This is a genomic window from Nocardioides sp. Bht2 (assembly GCF_047308515.1).
Lineage (GTDB): Bacteria > Actinomycetota > Actinomycetes > Propionibacteriales > Nocardioidaceae > Nocardioides.
Genome location: NZ_JBLBWI010000012.1, coordinates 61452 through 77684, shown reverse-complemented (window position 1 = coordinate 77684; position 16233 = coordinate 61452). Strand labels below are relative to the sequence as shown.

The 16233-nt window shown below is 66.9% G+C and carries 18 protein-coding genes; 9 read left to right on the top strand and 9 right to left on the bottom strand.

Annotated elements, in window-relative coordinates; translation table 11 throughout:
* From ACLM5J_RS14955 to ACLM5J_RS14945, 3 genes are read right to left on the bottom strand one after another with little or no spacing between them, the layout of a single operon-like run.
* Window positions 1-222, bottom strand: coding sequence for a hypothetical protein (locus ACLM5J_RS14955; protein WP_413657239.1), 222 nt, complete (start codon window positions 220-222; stop codon window positions 1-3).
* Window positions 223-266: 44 nt separating this feature from the next.
* Window positions 267-1301, bottom strand: coding sequence for an anthranilate phosphoribosyltransferase (gene trpD, locus ACLM5J_RS14950; RefSeq protein ID WP_413657238.1), 1035 nt, complete (start codon window positions 1299-1301; stop codon window positions 267-269).
* Complete coding sequence (locus tag ACLM5J_RS14945) at window positions 1298-1705, bottom strand: hypothetical protein (RefSeq protein ID WP_413657237.1); 408 nt, start codon at window positions 1703-1705, stop codon at window positions 1298-1300. The genes trpD and ACLM5J_RS14945 overlap by 4 nt, the downstream gene beginning before the upstream one ends.
* A 292-nt stretch (window positions 1706-1997) precedes the next feature.
* Here ACLM5J_RS14945 and ACLM5J_RS14940 point away from each other — a divergent pair, with 292 nt between their 5' ends.
* From ACLM5J_RS14940 to ACLM5J_RS14920, 5 genes are all read left to right on the top strand, one after another.
* Window positions 1998-2645: a heme-copper oxidase subunit III gene (locus ACLM5J_RS14940; RefSeq protein WP_413657236.1), complete on the top strand. Its 648-nt coding sequence runs from the start codon at window positions 1998-2000 to the stop codon at window positions 2643-2645.
* 31 nt (window positions 2646-2676) lie between these two features.
* Complete coding sequence (locus ACLM5J_RS14935; RefSeq protein ID WP_413657235.1) at window positions 2677-3546, top strand: c-type cytochrome; 870 nt, start codon at window positions 2677-2679, stop codon at window positions 3544-3546.
* Window positions 3543-4631: a Rieske 2Fe-2S domain-containing protein gene (locus tag ACLM5J_RS14930; protein ID WP_413657296.1), complete on the top strand. Its 1089-nt coding sequence runs from the start codon at window positions 3543-3545 to the stop codon at window positions 4629-4631. The genes ACLM5J_RS14935 and ACLM5J_RS14930 overlap by 4 nt, the downstream gene beginning before the upstream one ends.
* Complete coding sequence (locus tag ACLM5J_RS14925) at window positions 4628-6370, top strand: cytochrome b (protein WP_413657234.1); 1743 nt, start codon at window positions 4628-4630, stop codon at window positions 6368-6370. The genes ACLM5J_RS14930 and ACLM5J_RS14925 overlap by 4 nt, the downstream gene beginning before the upstream one ends.
* A gap of 126 nt (window positions 6371-6496) precedes the next feature.
* Window positions 6497-7528 carry an LLM class flavin-dependent oxidoreductase gene (locus ACLM5J_RS14920; protein WP_413657233.1) on the top strand — a complete coding sequence of 344 codons (1032 nt, stop codon included), beginning with the start codon at window positions 6497-6499 and terminating at the stop codon, window positions 7526-7528.
* 69 nt (window positions 7529-7597) lie between these two features.
* On the opposite strand, the gene ACLM5J_RS14915 is transcribed toward ACLM5J_RS14920, so the two are convergent.
* Genes ACLM5J_RS14915 through coxB form a run of 3 tightly spaced genes read right to left on the bottom strand, consistent with a single transcriptional unit; the run spans window position 7598 to window position 10598 of the window.
* Window positions 7598-8014, bottom strand: a complete 417-nt coding sequence (locus ACLM5J_RS14915) for a cytochrome c oxidase subunit 4 (RefSeq protein WP_413657232.1) — start codon at window positions 8012-8014, stop codon at window positions 7598-7600.
* Window positions 8014-9681 carry a cytochrome c oxidase subunit I gene (ctaD, locus tag ACLM5J_RS14910; protein ID WP_413657295.1) on the bottom strand — a complete coding sequence of 556 codons (1668 nt, stop codon included), beginning with the start codon at window positions 9679-9681 and terminating at the stop codon, window positions 8014-8016. Before ctaD ends, ACLM5J_RS14915 begins: the two co-directional genes overlap by 1 nt.
* A gap of 20 nt (window positions 9682-9701) precedes the next feature.
* Window positions 9702-10598 carry a cytochrome c oxidase subunit II gene (gene coxB, locus ACLM5J_RS14905; RefSeq protein ID WP_413657231.1) on the bottom strand — a complete coding sequence of 299 codons (897 nt, stop codon included), beginning with the start codon at window positions 10596-10598 and terminating at the stop codon, window positions 9702-9704.
* A 92-nt stretch (window positions 10599-10690) separates the two neighbouring features.
* Here coxB and ACLM5J_RS14900 point away from each other — a divergent pair, with 92 nt between their 5' ends.
* Window positions 10691-11821, top strand: a complete 1131-nt coding sequence (locus ACLM5J_RS14900) for a cysteine desulfurase family protein (RefSeq protein ID WP_413657230.1) — start codon at window positions 10691-10693, stop codon at window positions 11819-11821.
* Window positions 11818-12051, top strand: coding sequence for a sulfurtransferase TusA family protein (locus ACLM5J_RS14895; RefSeq protein WP_413657229.1), 234 nt, complete (start codon window positions 11818-11820; stop codon window positions 12049-12051). Before ACLM5J_RS14900 ends, ACLM5J_RS14895 begins: the two co-directional genes overlap by 4 nt.
* Window positions 12052-12142: 91 nt before the next feature.
* Here the strand turns inward: ACLM5J_RS14895 and ACLM5J_RS14890 are convergent, their stop codons facing one another.
* Entirely contained in the window at window positions 12143-13129 is a 987-nt protein-coding gene (locus tag ACLM5J_RS14890; RefSeq protein WP_413657228.1) for a carbohydrate kinase family protein, read from the bottom strand.
* A 64-nt stretch (window positions 13130-13193) separates the two neighbouring features.
* Between ACLM5J_RS14890 and ACLM5J_RS14885 the strand changes: the two genes are divergently transcribed.
* Window positions 13194-13421 (top strand): hypothetical protein, encoded by a 228-nt coding sequence (locus ACLM5J_RS14885; protein WP_413657227.1) that lies wholly within the window; start codon window positions 13194-13196, stop codon window positions 13419-13421.
* 98 nt (window positions 13422-13519) lie between these two features.
* Here the strand turns inward: ACLM5J_RS14885 and erpA are convergent, their stop codons facing one another.
* Both erpA and ACLM5J_RS14875 read right to left on the bottom strand, forming a co-directional pair.
* Window positions 13520-13873, bottom strand: a complete 354-nt coding sequence (gene erpA, locus ACLM5J_RS14880) for an iron-sulfur cluster insertion protein ErpA (RefSeq protein WP_413657226.1) — start codon at window positions 13871-13873, stop codon at window positions 13520-13522.
* Window positions 13874-13933: 60 nt separating this feature from the next.
* A complete protein-coding gene (locus ACLM5J_RS14875) occupies window positions 13934-15034 on the bottom strand; it encodes a glycerate kinase (protein WP_413657225.1) in 1101 nt (366 codons plus the stop codon).
* A gap of 230 nt (window positions 15035-15264) precedes the next feature.
* On the opposite strand from ACLM5J_RS14875, the gene ACLM5J_RS14870 reads away from it, so the two are divergent.
* Window positions 15265-16170 carry an N-acetyltransferase family protein gene (locus tag ACLM5J_RS14870; RefSeq protein WP_413657223.1) on the top strand — a complete coding sequence of 302 codons (906 nt, stop codon included), beginning with the start codon at window positions 15265-15267 and terminating at the stop codon, window positions 16168-16170.
* The last annotated feature ends 63 nt before the right edge of the window (window positions 16171-16233 follow it).

Genomic DNA, 16233 nt, shown 5'->3' with positions numbered 1-16233 from the left:
TCAGTCGAGCTTGTCGAGACCTCCGGGCATAGTCGCGGGGTTGATCTCGACAAGCTCGATCAACGGTGGCTCGATCAACGGTGGCTCGATGAACGGTGGCTCGATCAACGGAATGCCGGTGGTCGAGCTTGTCGAGACCTCCAAAGTCGAGGGGCTCCTGAGCCTCGCGATCGAGCCGAGCGCCTTCACCCTCCGCTGCCCCAGGGTGTCCACATCACCCACCCCGACGGAACCCCGCCGGTCACAGCTACGCCCGGCTCATCCCGTCAGTACTCAGAACCAGCAGCCACCCAGCGCGCCAACGCGGCGGCGGCTTCACCCGAGTCGATCGCCTCGGCGGCGCGCTCCATGCCTTGGGCCACGGCAGCCTCGACGTCGGAGAACTCACCCGAGTAGACCGCCAGAGCGGCGCCGGCGTTGAGCAGGACGGCGTCGCGGATGGGGCCGCGGGCCCCGGCCAGGACGTCGCGGACGACACCGGCGTTGTGCGCCACGTCCCCACCGCGAAGATCCTCGGTGGAGGCCCGGGCCAGCGCAAGCCGGGTCGGGTCGAGGACCGAGTGCTCAACCACACCGTCACGCACGGACCACACCTGGGAGGTCGTCGTCGTGGTGAGTTCGTCGAGGCCGTCGTCACCCCGGAAGACCAACGCGTCCACGCCACGCGACGCGAAGACGCCGGCCAGCACGCCCGCCATCCGCAGGTCGGCGCAGCCGATCGCCTGGGCGCGCGGACGCGCCGGGTTCGCCAGCGGGCCGAGGAAGTTGAAGAAGGTCGCGATCCCGAGCTCCGAACGAGGCACGCCGGCGTGGCGCAGCGCGGAGTGGAAGATCGGCGCGAAGCAGAACGTGACCCCGGCACGTTCCGCCACCGCGGCCACCTGGTCCGGGGCGAGGTCGAGGCGCACACCGAGGTACTCCAGGACGTCGGCAGAACCGGCCTTCGACGAAGCGGAGCGGTTGCCGTGCTTGACGACCAGGGCACCGGCCCCGGCCGCCACGATCGACGACATGGTGGAGATGTTGACCGAGAACGAACGGTCACCGCCGGTACCGACGATGTCCAACGCACGCGCCTCGATCGTCAACGGTGCCGCCTTGGCGAACATCGCGTCGACCAGGCCTTCGACCTCGGCAACGGTCTCGCCCTTGCTCCGCATCGCCACCGCGAATCCAGCGATCTGGGACGGCGTCGCGTCGCCGGAGAGGATCTCGCCCATCGCCCAGCGGGTCTGGTCCGAGGACAGGTCATGGCCCCCGACGACCGTGGTGAGGACGTCAGGCCAGGAGAACTGAGTCACGACGCAGGCACCGCCGGACGCAGGATGTTCAGCACGGCCTCGGCCAGACCGATCGGATCGATCGGGTGGGCGACCGCCGCCTCAGCACGGGACCAGGTCGCCAGCCAGGCGTCCTGCGGACGTCCGATCAGCACGACAACCGGTGGGCACTGGTAGATCTCGTCCTTGAGCTGCTTGGCGATCCCCATCCCGCCAGCGGGAACGGCCTCGCCGTCGAGGATCGCCAACGCGATGCCCCCGGCGTCCATGTTCTGCAGGACGACCGGCTCGGTTGCCACCTCGACGTACTCGAACTCCGGCAGGTCCGGGTGCGGGCGTCGGCCCAGCGCGAGGATCACCTGCGAGCGCGTGTTGACGTCGTCGCTGTAGACGAGGATCTTGAGCGGTGCTGTGGTCTCAGTCACGACGTGATCGTATCGGCCACAGCGCCAGAAGTCGCGCGGCACCACAGCCGGGTCGAGGCGATGATCCTCACGTCCCACTTCCATCCGGATCGGACCCGACGCCATCCAGACCCGGCAACCGAAGTCGCGAATCCGCTGCGGCGTCCACTCTGCGAGCCGCTTCGTGTCCACGAAATCCGAGGCAATGGAGCCCGCGCGCAGGCGCGCATCAGGCGGGAAACCGCCCTCCTGTGAACTTAATGACCCGTTCAAAGTGGGGGTCGGGGTGCTCTCTGGATCAAGAACCGACATAATGAGGCCCGTGGCGACAGCAACTGCGATTCCGGCGTCCCGTCTACACGGGCATCATGACCGTCCCAGCATGGTCAGTGTGGGCACGATCATCTGGCTCTCGAGCGAGCTGATGTTCTTTGCGGCACTGTTCGCGTGCTACTTCACGATCCGTGCTCAGAGCTCAGACTTGTGGGCCAGTCAGACGGAACTTCTCAACATTCCGTTCTCCACGGCGAACACGACGATCCTTGTGCTCTCCTCGGTGACCTGCCAGCTCGGCGTCTTCGCCGCTGAGCGTGGCCAGGTGGGCCGCACTGGATCTCTGCTCAACGTGGCCAAGTGGGGTCTGCGCGAGTGGTTCATCCTCACGTACATCATGGGTGCCGTCTTCATCGGCGGTCAGGCCCTTGAGTACGCGGAGTTGGTCCACCACGGGCTGACCATCCCGGCGAACGCCTACGGTTCGGTCTTCTACCTGACCACGGGCTTCCACGGCATCCACGTCACCGGCGGTCTGATCGCCTTCCTCTTCGTGATCGGGCGCACCTACATGGCGCGCAAGTTCACCCACGAGCAGGCAGTCAGCGCCATCGTCGTGTCGTACTACTGGCACTTCGTCGACATTGTGTGGATTGGCCTGTTCGCCACCATCTACCTGATCAAGTAGCACCCGACCATCAAGCTCAAGGACTGATTTCGTGCGTCTCCTGAACCGCTCCGCAGGAAGGCTGTCGCGTCACCGCCGCAGCCGCCTGGCAGGAATCGTGGTCATGCTGCTCGGGCTCGTCTTGATGGGTGGCGTTTACAACGCCGTCCTCTCCCCCTCCAGCGCTGACGAAAAGTCGGCGAAGGCGGATGAGGAACTCATCAACGAGGGCCGGCAGCTCTTCCTGGTCGGCTGCTCCTTCTGCCATGGGCAGAACGGTGAGGGCATCAACAGCGAGAACGGCCAGTACGGCCCCTCGCTGGTCGGTGTCGGCGCCGCGGCAGTCAACTTCCAGATGGGCACCGGCCGTATGCCGATGCAGGCACCTGGCCAGCAGGCCCCTGCCAAGCCGAAGGTCTACAACGACGACGAGATCGAGGCCATCGGCGCCTTCGTGGCGTCGCTCGGCCCTGGCCCCGCTGTTCCCACCCAGGCCCAGCTCTCGCTGGACCACCTCAGTGAGGACGAGCGCCGCGCGGCCATCGTCCGCGGTGGGCAGCTGTTCTTGACCAACTGCACCGCGTGCCACAACTTCGACGGCTCCGGTGGCGCTATGCCTAACGGCAAGTACGCCCCCGCGCTGACGAAGACGAGCGACACCCACCTCTACGAGGCCATGCTCACCGGTCCGCAGCAGATGCCGGTCTTCTCCGACGAGGTTCTGAACTCCGAGGACAAGGCAGCGATCATCGCCTACCTGAACACGATCCACAGCCAGCCCAGCCAGGGCGGTTTCGGCCTCGGCTCGCTGGGTCCTGTGAGCGAGGGCATGTTCGCCTGGCTGTTCGGCATCGGTGGCCTGGTCGGCTTCGCCTACTGGATCGCCGCACACACCACCCGTAGCGACAAGAAGAAGGCCTGAGGGACGTGACGAACAACCACGACAACCTTCCGGTCGCGGAGCCGATCGCAGATCCGGGACACCCGGAACACCACTGGCGCCCGACCGACGTCGACCCGGCCGCTGAGAAGCGTGCCGAGCGACAGGTTTCGACCTTCTTCGTGCTGTCGATGATCAGCGCTGTGCTCTTCTGCGTGGCGTACTTCTCGATCAAGCCCGAAGACACCTTCATGGGGATGAACGCGATGAACGTCGCGCTCGGCCTCACCCTGGGCTTCGCCCTGCTCTTCATCGGTATCGGCGTCATCCAGTGGGCTCGCAAGCTCATGGGCGACCAGGAGATCTCCGAGCTCCGCCACCCTGCCGCCAGCAGCGAAGAGGACCGTCAGGCCACTCTCGCCGCGCTCTCCGCCGGTCTGGAGGAGTCGGGCATCGCCCGCCGTCCGCTGGTTCGCAACACCCTGCTCGGCGCTCTGGGCCTCGTCGGCCTGCCGCTGGTCGTGGGTCTCCGCGACCTCGGCCCGCTCCCCGGCAAGACCCTGGAGAAGACGATCTGGCGCGCAGGCACCCGCATCGTCAACGACGTCACGGGTCGCTGGATCCGTCCCACGGACCTCGAGGTCGGCCAGCTGGTCAACGCCGAGCCCGAGGGCCTGGTCGAGACCCTGGACCCCCGCACCAGCCCCGAGGACCTCGAGGCTCGCGGTGTCGAGATGCTGCACGGCCACCACCTGATCGCCGAGAAGGCCAAGTCCGCCGTGATCCTGGTTCGCATCGAGCCGAAGGACCTCACCGAGGCCACCGAGAACTGGGGCCACGAGGGCATCCTCTGCTACTCGAAGATCTGCACCCACGTCGGCTGCCCGATCGCCCTGTGGGAGCAGCAGACGCACCACCTGCTGTGCCCCTGCCACCAGTCGACGTTCGACCTGGCCGACAAGGGCCGCGTGATCTTCGGTCCGGCTACCCGCGCTCTGCCGCAGCTGCCGATCGAGGTCGACGCTGATGGCTTCCTGGCAGCCCGCAGCGGCTTCCTGGAGCCGGTCGGACCCAGCTTCTGGGAGCGCAACTCCCCTTCGTACTGGAAGGAGCGTGAGCCCAAGTGAGCACTAGTTCCGTGGCTAACACCAACGGCAAGACCCCTGCCACCGCGAGCAAGCAGAGTCGCGGCGCGCGGGTCGTCGGTTGGGCTGATGAGCGCCTCGGTCTCGCGACCGCGGCCAAGAAGAACCTCCGTAAGGTCTTCCCCGACCACTGGTCCTTCATGCTCGGCGAGATCGCTCTGTGGAGCTTCGTCGTCCTGCTGATCACCGGCGTCTTCCTGACCCTGTGGTTCCGCCCGTCGATGGCCGAGGTCCAGTACTTCGGCACCTACGAGCAGCTCCGCGGTCTGCACATGTCCGAGGCCTTCAAGTCGACCGTCGACATCTCCTTCGATGTCCGCGGTGGTCTGATGGTCCGCCAGATGCACCACTGGGCCGCGATGCTCTTCATCGCCTCGATGCTCGTGCACATGATGCGCGTCTTCCTGACCGGTGCGTTCCGCAAGCCGCGTGAGATCAACTGGATCATCGGTGGTCTGCTGATCCTGCTCGGCATCGTTGAAGGCTTCTCCGGCTACTCCCTCCCCGACGACCTGCTCTCGGGTACCGGTCTCCGGATCGCGGACGGCATGGTCAAGGCCACGCCGGTCCTGGGCTCGTACATGTCGTTCTTCATGTTCGGTGGCGAGTTCCCAGGCGACGCGATCATCGCTCGCCTCTACATGGCTCACATCCTGCTGATCCCGGCGCTGATCCTGGCCCTGATCGCCGCGCACATGCTGCTGCTCGTCTACCACAAGCACACGCAGTGGCCTGGCCCTGGCCGCACCGAGGAGAACGTCGTCGGTTACCCGATGCTCCCCGTGTACATGGCGAAGGCCGGTGGCTTCTTCTTCATCGTGTTCGGCTGGTGTGCCTTCATGGGTGGTCTGATGACCATCAACCCGGTCTGGAAGTACGGTCCGTACGACCCGACCAAGGTGACCGCGGGCTCGCAGCCTGACTGGTACATGGGTATCGCCGAAGGCATGCTCCGCATCATGCCGCCGCTGGAGACCTACTGGTTCGACACCACCTGGACCTGGAGCGTGCTGCTCCCGGGCATGGTGGCGCCGATCGCGCTGCTCAGCATGGTCCTCGCCTGGCCGTTCCTCGAGGCCTGGGTGACCGGCGACAAGCGCGAGCACCACCTGCTCCAGCGCCCGCGCAACGCTCCGACGCGCACCGCGTTCCTGTCGGCCATGATCACGCTCTACGGCCTGCTCTGGATCGGTGGCGGTAACGACGTTCTGGCTGTGGTGTTCGATCTCAACCTGAACCACATCACCTGGTTCCTCCGGTTCGCGATCTTCATCATCCCGCCGATCGTCTTCATCATCACCAAGCGTTGGTGCATCTCGCTCCAGCGTCACGACAACGAGGTCCTGCTTCACGGCTACGAGACCGGCATCATCATGCGGGGCGCCGACGGCGGTCACGCTGAGCGTCACCTGCCGATCGACGAGGCGAAGGCTTACACCCTCACCGCACGTGACCGCGACGAGATCTACGACCCGGAGTCTGACGTCGACGCCAACGGCGTTGCCGCTCCCGACTCCCGTAGCTCGCGCCTGCGCGCCAAGCTCTCCCGTGCGATGTTCGCCGACAACGTTCAGAAGCCCACCGCGGCCGAGATCGAAGAGGCGCACCACCACGCAGAGCACGAGCACGAGCTCGAGGCGGGTCTTGACCACGCCGCCGATGGCCACCAATTCGACGGCCGTCACAGTGTCGAGGGCGAAGAGCTCCGTCCCAAGCACTGAGTTCTGACTCAACGCCCGGAAGCCCGGATCAACCTTTGGTTGATCCGGGCTTCTTGCATTCCCGCCCGGGAATGGATCCGCTCATAGATTGTTGAAGAAGCAACGACCTACTGAGATTGGAGCATCGTGACCGAGTACAGCTTCGGGCTGGATACCTTCGGAGATGTCACCGTGGACGCTGCCGGCGTCCCCCTCCCCCACCACCAGGTGCTGCGCAACGTCGTCGCCGAGGCGCGGCTGGCCGACCAGGTGGGTATCGACGTCTTCTCCGTCGGCGAGCACCACCGTGACGACTTCGCGATCACCGCGCCCGACGTCGTGCTGGCCGCGATCGCCTCGGTCACCGAGCAGATCAAGCTCGGCACCGCCGTCACCGTGCTGAGCTCGGACGACCCGATCCGCGTCTACGAGCGGTTCGCCACCCTGGACGCGCTCTCCAACGGCCGCGCAGAGGTCACCCTGGGCCGCGGCTCGTTCACCGAGTCATTCCCGCTCTACGGCTTCGACCTGCACGACTACGAGGTGCTCTTCGAGGAGAAGCTCGACCTCTTCGCCAAGCTCCGCACCGAAAGTGAGATCGCCTGGCAGGGCACCACCCGCGCGCCGCTGGCGCCCACCCACGTCTACCCCAAGACGGCGGCCGGGAGCCTGCCTACCTTCGTCGGCGTCGGCGGCTCTCCGGAGTCGGTGATCCGCGCAGCTCGGCACGGGCTGCCCCTGATGATCGCCATCATCGGCGGTGAGCCGGCCCGGTTCGCCCCACTGGCCGATCTCTACCGCCGCGCACTGGACCAGCTCGGGCTTCCGTTGCAGCCGATCGGGATCCACTCCCCCGGCTTCATCGCGAAGACCGACGAAGAGGCCCGTGAGCTGCTCTATCCGCACTTCGTGGCCAACCGGAACCGGATCGGCGCTGAGCGCGGCTGGGGGCCCACTACGCGCGCCCAGTACGACGCTGAGGCGGACCACGGCGCGCTCTTCGTCGGCTCCCCCGAGACGGTTGCTACCAAGATCGCCGCTGCGATCCAGGCGGTCGGCGCTCAACGCTTCGACCTGAAGTACAGCAACGGCTCGATGCCCCACGAACAGCTCCTGGAGTCGATCCGGCTCTACGGCACCGAAGTCATCCCGCGGGTGCGGGAGCTGCTCGCCAACTGATCAGCGCAGCACCAAATACAGAACGGGCCGGCATCCATCAGGATGCCGGCCCGTTCTGTTAGCGATGTATCAGTGGGCGAACTCGCCGCGGTAGTACTCGAAGACCCAGCCCATCGTGGCCAGGAAGCCGAGCACGAACCCGATGATGACCAGCCACCACAGGCCAAGGGCCAGGGCGAAGGTGATCACCGAGAAGCACAGCGCGCACCACAGCGGCCACCACGAGTAGGGCGGGAAGAAGCCCAGCTCGCCGGCGCCGTCAGCGATCTCGCCGTCCTTGCGGTCCTCGGGCCGGGCGTCCATCTTCGACGCGTGGAAGCCCAGGTAGAGCGAGACCATGCCGGTCAGCAGCGTGGCGCAGACCAGCGCGGAGGTACCCGTCCAGTCACCACCGGTCTCGGTGGCGTCAGTGACGAACCAGTAGGCAGGGGTGACCAGCGCGAAGAAGATCGTGCAGATCACGAACATCCATGACTCTGCCTTCATCAGGCCTTGCCTCCCTTGGTTTCGATGGACTCGAGGTCGTCCGCGGCTTCATCCAGCTCGAGCGCTGCGATCTCCGGGTGGTGCAGATCGAAGGCCGGGGATTCGGAACGAATCCGCGGGAGCGAGTGGAAGTTGTGACGCGGCGGCGGGCAGCTGGTGGCCCACTCGAGCGAGCGACCCCAGCCCCACGGGTCATCGACCTCGACCTTGGGACCGCGCGACGACACGTAGACGTTGTAGAAGAACGGCAACGTCGACGCCGCGAGCAGGAATGCACCCACTGTGGAGATCTGGTTGAGCGTGGTGAACCCGTCGTCCGGCAGGTAGTCGGCGTAGCGACGCGGCATGCCTTCGACACCCAGCCAGTGCTGGACCAGGAAGGTCAGGTGGAAGCCGATGAACAGGATCCAGAAGTGGATCTTGCCAAGACGCTCGTCGAGCATCTTGCCGGTCATCTTCGGCCACCAGAAGTAGAAGCCTGCGAACATCGCGAAGACGACGGTTCCGAAGACCACGTAGTGGAAGTGCGCCACCACGAAGTAGGAGTCGGAGACGTGGAAGTCAAGCGGCGGGCTCGCCAGGATGACACCGGTCAGACCACCGAAGAGGAAGGTGGTGAGGAAGCCGATCGACCAGAGCATCGGGGTGTCGAACGAGATGGACCCGCCCCACATCGTCCCGATCCAGTTGAAGAACTTCACGCCGGTAGGCACCGCGATCAAGAAGGTCATACCTGAGAAGAACGGCAGGTTGACTTCGCCGGTGACGAACATGTGGTGCGCCCACACCGCGATCGAGAGGATCGCGATACCGAGGGTCGCCGCCACCAGACCGACGTAGCCGAAGATCGGCTTACGGCTGAAGACGGGGAGGATCTCGGTCACGATGCCGAAGAACGGCAGCGCGATGATGTACACCTCGGGGTGACCGAAGAACCAGAACAGGTGCTGCCACAGGATGGCGCCACCGTGGTCGACGTCGAAGATGTGCGCACCGAGCAGACGATCAGCCTCGAGCGAGAGCAGCGCGCCACCCAGGATCGGGAAGGCGATCAGCACGAGGAGGCTGGTGATCAGGGTGTTCCACACGAAGAGCGGCATCCGGAACATGGTCATACCGGGTGCACGCATGCAGATGATGGTGGTGATGAAGTTCACCGCGCCGAGGATGGTACCGATACCGGCCATCCACAGACCCATGATCCAGAGGTCTCCACCGACGCCGGGCGAGCGCATCACGCTCGACAGCGGGGTGTAGGCGAACCAACCGAAGCTTGCCGCACCCGAGGGGGTGAGGAAGCCCGAGGCTGCGATCAGACCACCGAACGAGAACAGCCAGTAGCTGAACATGTTCAGTCGCGGGAACGCGACGTCGGGGGCACCGATCTGCAGCGGCATGATCACGTTCGAGAAACCGAAGAAGAGCGGCGTCGCGAAGAGCAGCAGCATGATCGTGCCGTGCATCGTGAACATCTGGTTGTAGGTCTCGTCGCTCACGATCTGGTTGCCCGGGAAGGCTAGCTCGGAGCGGATCACCAGCGCCATCAGGCCGCCCAGCATGAACCAGGCGAACGAGGTGGCGAGATACATCTTGCCGATCAGCTTGTGATCGGTGGTGGTGAGAAGGCGCATCATGTTCTGGCCCAGGGACTTGCGTCCCTCAACCATCGTCGCGCTGCCCGTGGCGGTCACTCTTCGCCTCCGTGGCTGTCGTTGTTGGCATCGGTCAGGCCGGCCTGGGTGACTGCGTAGGAGCCACCGAGGAGCGGCTGGTCGGCGGAGTCGCCCTGCTTCTCCAGCTTGTCGAGGTACGCCTGGTACTCAGCGTCGCTGACGACCTCGACGTTGAACAGCATCCGCGAGTGGTAGGTGCCGCACAGCTCGGCGCACTTACCGGCGAAGGTGCCTTCCTTGGTGGTGGTCACCTGGAAGGAGTTCCGGCGCTCACCCTCCTGGCCCGGGATGACGTCCATCTTCATGAGGAAGCCGGGGATCCAGAAGGAGTGGATGACGTCGGGGCTCGACAGCTTGAACTCGATGGTCTTGTCGACCGGGAGAACGAGCGTCGGGATGTAGCTGGCGGTACCAGCTTCGTAGACGACGGGGCCACCGGGTTCGGCGTCGCCGACCGAGTGGTTGAAGGTCCAGGACCACTGCTGGGCCACGACCTCGACCATCACGTCAGGGTTGTCGGTCTCGTGAAGGACCTTGTCCTGGGTGTTGACGGTCCAGTAGAAGAACGCGATCACCATGAACACGGGGGCGATGGTGTAGAGGATCTCCAGGGGCAGGTTGTAACGCGTCTGCACCGGAATCTCGTCGTTGCTACGACGCCGGTAGCGCGCGGCTACCCAGAAGATCAAAGCCCACACAATGACGCCGGTGATGAGCGCGGCGACCCACGACCACTTCCACAGATCGGCGATATGGGCGCCTTGCTCAGTGGCTGGCGAGTTCGCCGGCATCGCCCACCGGTCGGCTTGCGCCTTGCTCTCTTCAGAACAGGCGCCCAGCGTCAGGAGGGTGAGACCAAGCATCGAACCCGCTGCCACACGACGGGCGCGCTTGGGGAGTTGCAGACCCACGAACGAGCCTCTCTCTCGGACTGCACGGATACGCCGAACACTATCGGACGCCAGCCGCGCTGTGGACTGCAGGTGCCCGGTAGGTTCACCTTGTGACATTTACATCGGGTTCTCGAGCGGTGCATCTGGACTCCGCAGCGGGCGAACCGCTCCATCCCGCTGCTCGGGAAACCCTGCTCGCCGCCCTTGACTCCGGCTGGGCCGACCCCCGCCGGCTGCACCGTTCGGCCCGTAACGCCCGGCTGCTACTGGACAACGCCCGCGAAGCCGTCGCCCAAGGGCTCGGCGTCCGGTTCGACGAGGTGACCTTCACGCCATCCGGTACCCATGCGGTCCACCTCGGCGTCCTCGGCCTGCTGGCCGGTCGAACCCGCGTCTCGAACCTCCTCGCCCACTCGGCCGTCGAGCACTCCTCAGTGGTCCACGCCGGCCAATGGCACGCCCGGAACGGCGGCCGGGTCCAGGAGCTTCCCGTCGATTCCGACGGCCGGGTCCAGCTCGCTCTGCCCGACGAGCCGCTCGGCGTGGTGGCCCTCCAGAGCGCCAACCATGAGGTGGCGACCTGCCAACCCGTCGCCGAGCTCGCGACGTTGGCGGGCGACGCCCCGCTCTTCATGGATGCTTGCGCCTCCGCCGGGCGTCTCGACCTGCCTACGGGGTGGTCTGCTGCGGCAGCGTCCGCCCACAAATGGGGTGGCCCCGCCGGCGTCGGCGTGCTCCTGGTCCGCAAGGGCGCCCGCTGGCGGGCACCCTTCCCCGGCGACGACAGGGCGGACGAGCGAGCGACCGGCTTCGAGAACGTTCCCGCTGCGCTCGCCGCCGCAGCAGCACTCCAAGCGATCCGGGCCGAGGCGACCGAGCTGGCTGCCCGGCAACACGCGCTGATCGCCCGGATCCGGGAAGCGGTGGCCCAGATCCCCGACGTCGAAGTGGTCGGCGCCACAGAGGACCGACTCCCCCACCTGGTCACCTTCTCCTGCCTCTTCGTGGACGGCGAAGCTCTGGTCACCGAGTTGGACCGGCGTGGTTTCGAGGTGTCCTCCGGCTCGGCCTGTACGGCGTCGACGCTGACGCCGAGCCACGTGCTGGCCGCGATGGGCGTACTCACCCACGGCAACGTCCGGCTCTCCTTGACCCGGGCCACGACCACAGCCGACGTCGAGGCGTTCCTCGCCGCGCTGCCCGAGGTGGTCGCCTCGCTGCGGGCGGAGGCCGGGCTGTGAGTGCGGACCTGGTCCTCGACTGCCGCGGACTCCGGTGCCCGGCACCGATCATCCAGTTGGGCAAGAACCTGACCCAGGTCGCGGTCGGCGAACTGATCGGGGTCGCCGCCACCGACGTCGCCGCCCGGGTCGACGTGCCCGCCTTCTGCCGACTCCGTGGCCAGGAGTTCGTCGGCGAGACCGAGGACACCGACGGCGTCGCGATCTTCTGGGTCCGCCGGCTCTCCTAGCCGGGGCCGCAGAGAGACAGCACGAGCCCGGAGCCACACGAGGTGGCTCCGGGCTCGGTGTCTCTGCGGGTCTGGCCCGCAACGCTCAGGGTCAGGCGCGGAAGGTGGTCAGGTGCCCTTCGATGTCGGCCCGTGCCTCGGCGCCGTAGGTCTTCTCCAGCCGGGTCAGGAACGCCTCACGCGACAACGAGTACTCCTGGGTGCCGACCTGCTCCACCACGTGGACGGCGAGCAGGCAGCCGAGCTGGGCGGCACGGGTGTCGTCCAGGCCCCAGGTCAGCGCAGCCAGGAAGCCGGCTCGGAAGGCGTCACCGACACCGGTCGGCTCGACCGCAACGACATCCGGCACGGCGGCGATGGTTACGGTCTCTTCGCCCTTGCGCTCGATCCGGACACCGGCGGCGCCGAGGGTGACCACCCAGGTACCCACCCGGTCGAGCACCTCGTCGCGGCTCCACCCGGTCTTCTGGATGATCAGCGACGCCTCGTACTCGTTGGAGAACAGGATGTGTGCACCCTCGATCAGCTGACGGATCAGCGGACCCTCGCCGAAGGCGAGCTGCTGGGAGGGGTCGGCGACGAAGCGGTAGCCCCGGCTACGGCACTCCTCGGTGTGGCGCAGCATGCCCTCCGGGTCGTCCGGGCCGATCAGGACGTACTCGGGCGCGCCGACGCGGTCCACGATCGGCTTGAGCTCGATCTCGCGCGACTCGCTCATCGCACCGGCGTAGAACGACGCGATCTGCGCCATCGACGAGTCGTTGGTACAGACGAAACGGGCGGTGTGCCGGGTCTCGGAAACGTGGACCGAGTCGCAGTCCACGTTGTGCCGCTCCAGCCACGCGCGGTAGTCCGCGAAGTCCTCACCGACGGCGCCGACCAGGATCGGTCGCAGGCCGAGGTTGCCGAGACCGAAGGAGATGTTCGCCGCGCAACCGCCGCGACGGATCTCCAGGTCCTCAACCAGGAACGAGACGCTCAACTTGTCGAGTTGGTCGACGACGAGCGAGTCGGAGAACTTGCCCGGGAACGACATCAGGTGGTCGGTTGCAATGGAACCGGCAATCAGGAGGGACATGGCTCGAAACACTACCGCCCGCAGGCCCTGGCTGTACGTGACAGTAACCCTTAGCGTCGAAATCATGAGCCAGCCGATCGCACCTCGCCTGCCCTACGACGACGCCGTCAGCCCCCACGACCTGCTCGGTGACTGCCACGCTGCCGGCGCCGAACTCGGTCTCGCCGTCACTGCGGTGCAGGTCTCCCCCGCTCTCGCTCCGACCACCGGCGTGGGCGCGGACCTCACCGCGGTGACGGTGCCCGACTCAGCGGCGCAGCTCGCCGGCAGCCTGCACCTGCACCTGAACTGACGGCGTGACCCGCGTCGGTCAACAGAAATGAGCGAACCCGCAGCCACTGGCTGCGGGTTCGCTGTTTCAACGCTGGGTGCCAGCGCTACGCCTTCGACTCAGTGGAACGAGTCGCCGCAGGCGCAGGAGCCGGTGGCGTTGGGGTTGTCGATGGTGAAGCCCTGCTTCTCGATGGAGTCGACGAAGTCGATCACGGCACCGTTGAGGTAAGGAACGCTCATCCGGTCGACGACGACGTTGACGCCGTCGAAGTCGGTGACGACGTCACCGTCGAGGGTGCGCTCGTCGAAGAAGAGCTGGTAGCGCAGGCCCGAGCAGCCACCCGGCTGCACGGAGATCCGCAGCGCGAGGTCGTCACGACCCTCCTGCTCGAGGAGGCTCTTGACCTTGGCCGCTGCAACCGGGGAGATGTTGATCTGGTCGGTGCGCGTCTCGAAGGTCTGCTCGGTCATGCTGGTACTCCCTGTTCGTGGGTGAGAACGTCACTAGACGCAATCGTCGCACACTCCGGGTTATTCCCCGAGTGCCCACGTCCGCGCTACTCGCTCTGCGAGATCGGCCAGGGCCTCCGCGGGTTCGGCGAAGGAACGTTCCTCGCCGACCAGGTCGGTCATCGCATAGCCGGACTCGATCCCGAGGGCGCGCATCTCCCGGGAACCGATCAGCACCTGTCCGGCCAGCACCACGCAGGGACGGAGCGCGGCGCCGGCGACCTCGGCCACCCCGTAGGGCACCTTGCCCGCGCGGCTGGAGAAGTCGAAGGAGCCTTCGCCGGTCAACACCAGGTCAGCGGACGCCGCGCGTTCGGCCAGCACGAGGGTTTCGGCGATCAGTGCGACCCCAGGCTCGCGGACACCGCCGAGCAGCATCAGCGCATACCCGATCCCACCACCGGCACCGGCCCCGGCAGCGGTGGCCAGCTTCCGGTCAGCGGATTCGGCGAACCGCTGCAGGTGGGCGTCGGCGATCAGCAGTTCCTCCTCGGTCAGCCCCTTCTGCGGGCCGAAGGTCTTGGTGGCGCCGATCAGGCCGAGCAGCTGGGTGTCGACATCGCTGGCGACGACGAGTTCCACCCCGCTCAGCGCCTGCAAGGGCGCGGCGAGGTCGACGGCTTGCAGACCGGATAGACCGGCCGGGCCAGCGTCCAGGCGTGCCCCGGTAGCGGTGGCCCCGAGCGCGGCAAGCAGACCCGCTCCCCCATCGTTGGTGGCCGTACCACCGACGCCGACGACGATCCGCTTCGAGCCGGCGTCCAGGGCCGCCCGGATCAGCAGTCCGAGACCGACGGTGCTGTTGACCATCGGGCTCCGTTCGGTGGGTGCCTGCTGATCTAACCCGACAGCCTGCGCCGACTCCAGGTAGGCGGTGCTCCCGACCAGGAGGTAGTCGGCACGCACCATGCCGCCCGCGAGCCCCGGCACCTCGACGCTCCGCAGCTCGCCACCCAACGCCTGGTTCAGAGCCCCCACGAACCCCGGTCCACCGTCCGACATCGGGCACAGGTCGACGACGTCATCAGGCCGACGTCGCAACCAGCCTCGCGCGATCGCGTCAGCCGCCTGCGCGGCAGTCAGGGTGCCGGCGAACTTGTCCGGGGCGATGAGGATGCGCACGCGGCCATCCTGCCTGGGCGGCTCCCGGCCAGGTGCAGCGGGATTGTTATCTACGACACAGGTTCGGGGACCTCCTCCGATCCTTCGACGATCCGCCCCACCAGATCGGCTCGATGACCGACGCAGCCGGGCGCGTCCACGCGGCGCTCCGCGACACCCCGCTCGGCCAGTCGCCCTCCTAGCCGAGAACCTGCGGACGGGTGCGGCGGCGTCAGGCATGCTGAGTCTCGATGACGTCACCGCGCTCTTCCGTAGACCTCCTGATCCGCCCGATGCAGGAGGCCGATCTGCCTGCTGTCGTTGCGCTGCGGAACCTGGGCTTCCACGACCTCGACCGGCGCACGCTGCCACGCCATGTCGCCGTCCCCGCCCTCCCGGACGAGGCCAACTCCGCGCTGTGGATGGATCGCACTCGCTTCGTCCTCAGCACCGATCCCGGCGGCTGCTGGGTCGCCGAGACCGAGCACGGTGTGGTCGGATTCGCCACCTCTACGGTGCGCGAGCTCACCTGGCTGCTGCACACCTACGTGGTGCATCCCGAGGCCCAGGGGCGTGGGATCGGGCGGGCGCTGCTGAACAGCGCGGCCGCCCACGGCGCCGGCTGCCTCCGCGCCATGCTCTCGGCGTCAGCCGACCCGGCCGCGGTCAGGCGCTACCTGGCCGCCGGCTTCGAACTCCATCCGCAGATGACGGCCAGCGGCACCGTGGACCGCGGCGCGATCCCCACCATCACCAAGATCCGGGACGGCGGCCCGAACGACCGGGACCTGATGGACTCCCTCGACCGTCGGCTCCGGCACTCGGCGCACGGCGTCGACCACGGCTGGTTGCTCGAGCATCTGCCATTGCTCGTCTCCGAGACCAGCACCGGTTCGGGCTACGCGTACCTGAACCCCGACGGCGGGGCAGTGCTTCTCGCCGCCGAGAACAGGCGGACGGCGGCCCGGCTGCTGTGGGCGGCGCTCGCGGCGAGCGCTCCGGGCGGCGCGGTCGCCCAGGACCACATCACCGGCGCCAACCAATGGGCGCTCCAGGTCGCGACGTCAGCCGGCCTCTCGATCAACCCGTCGGGCTATCTGGCGGTTCGTGGGATGAAGCCGCCCGGCCCCTACCTCCACCACGGCACCTTCGGCTGACCGCTCCCGCTCGGCTCCGGCGGACGTCATACGAACCGAGGAGGCCGGCCCACGGTACGGATG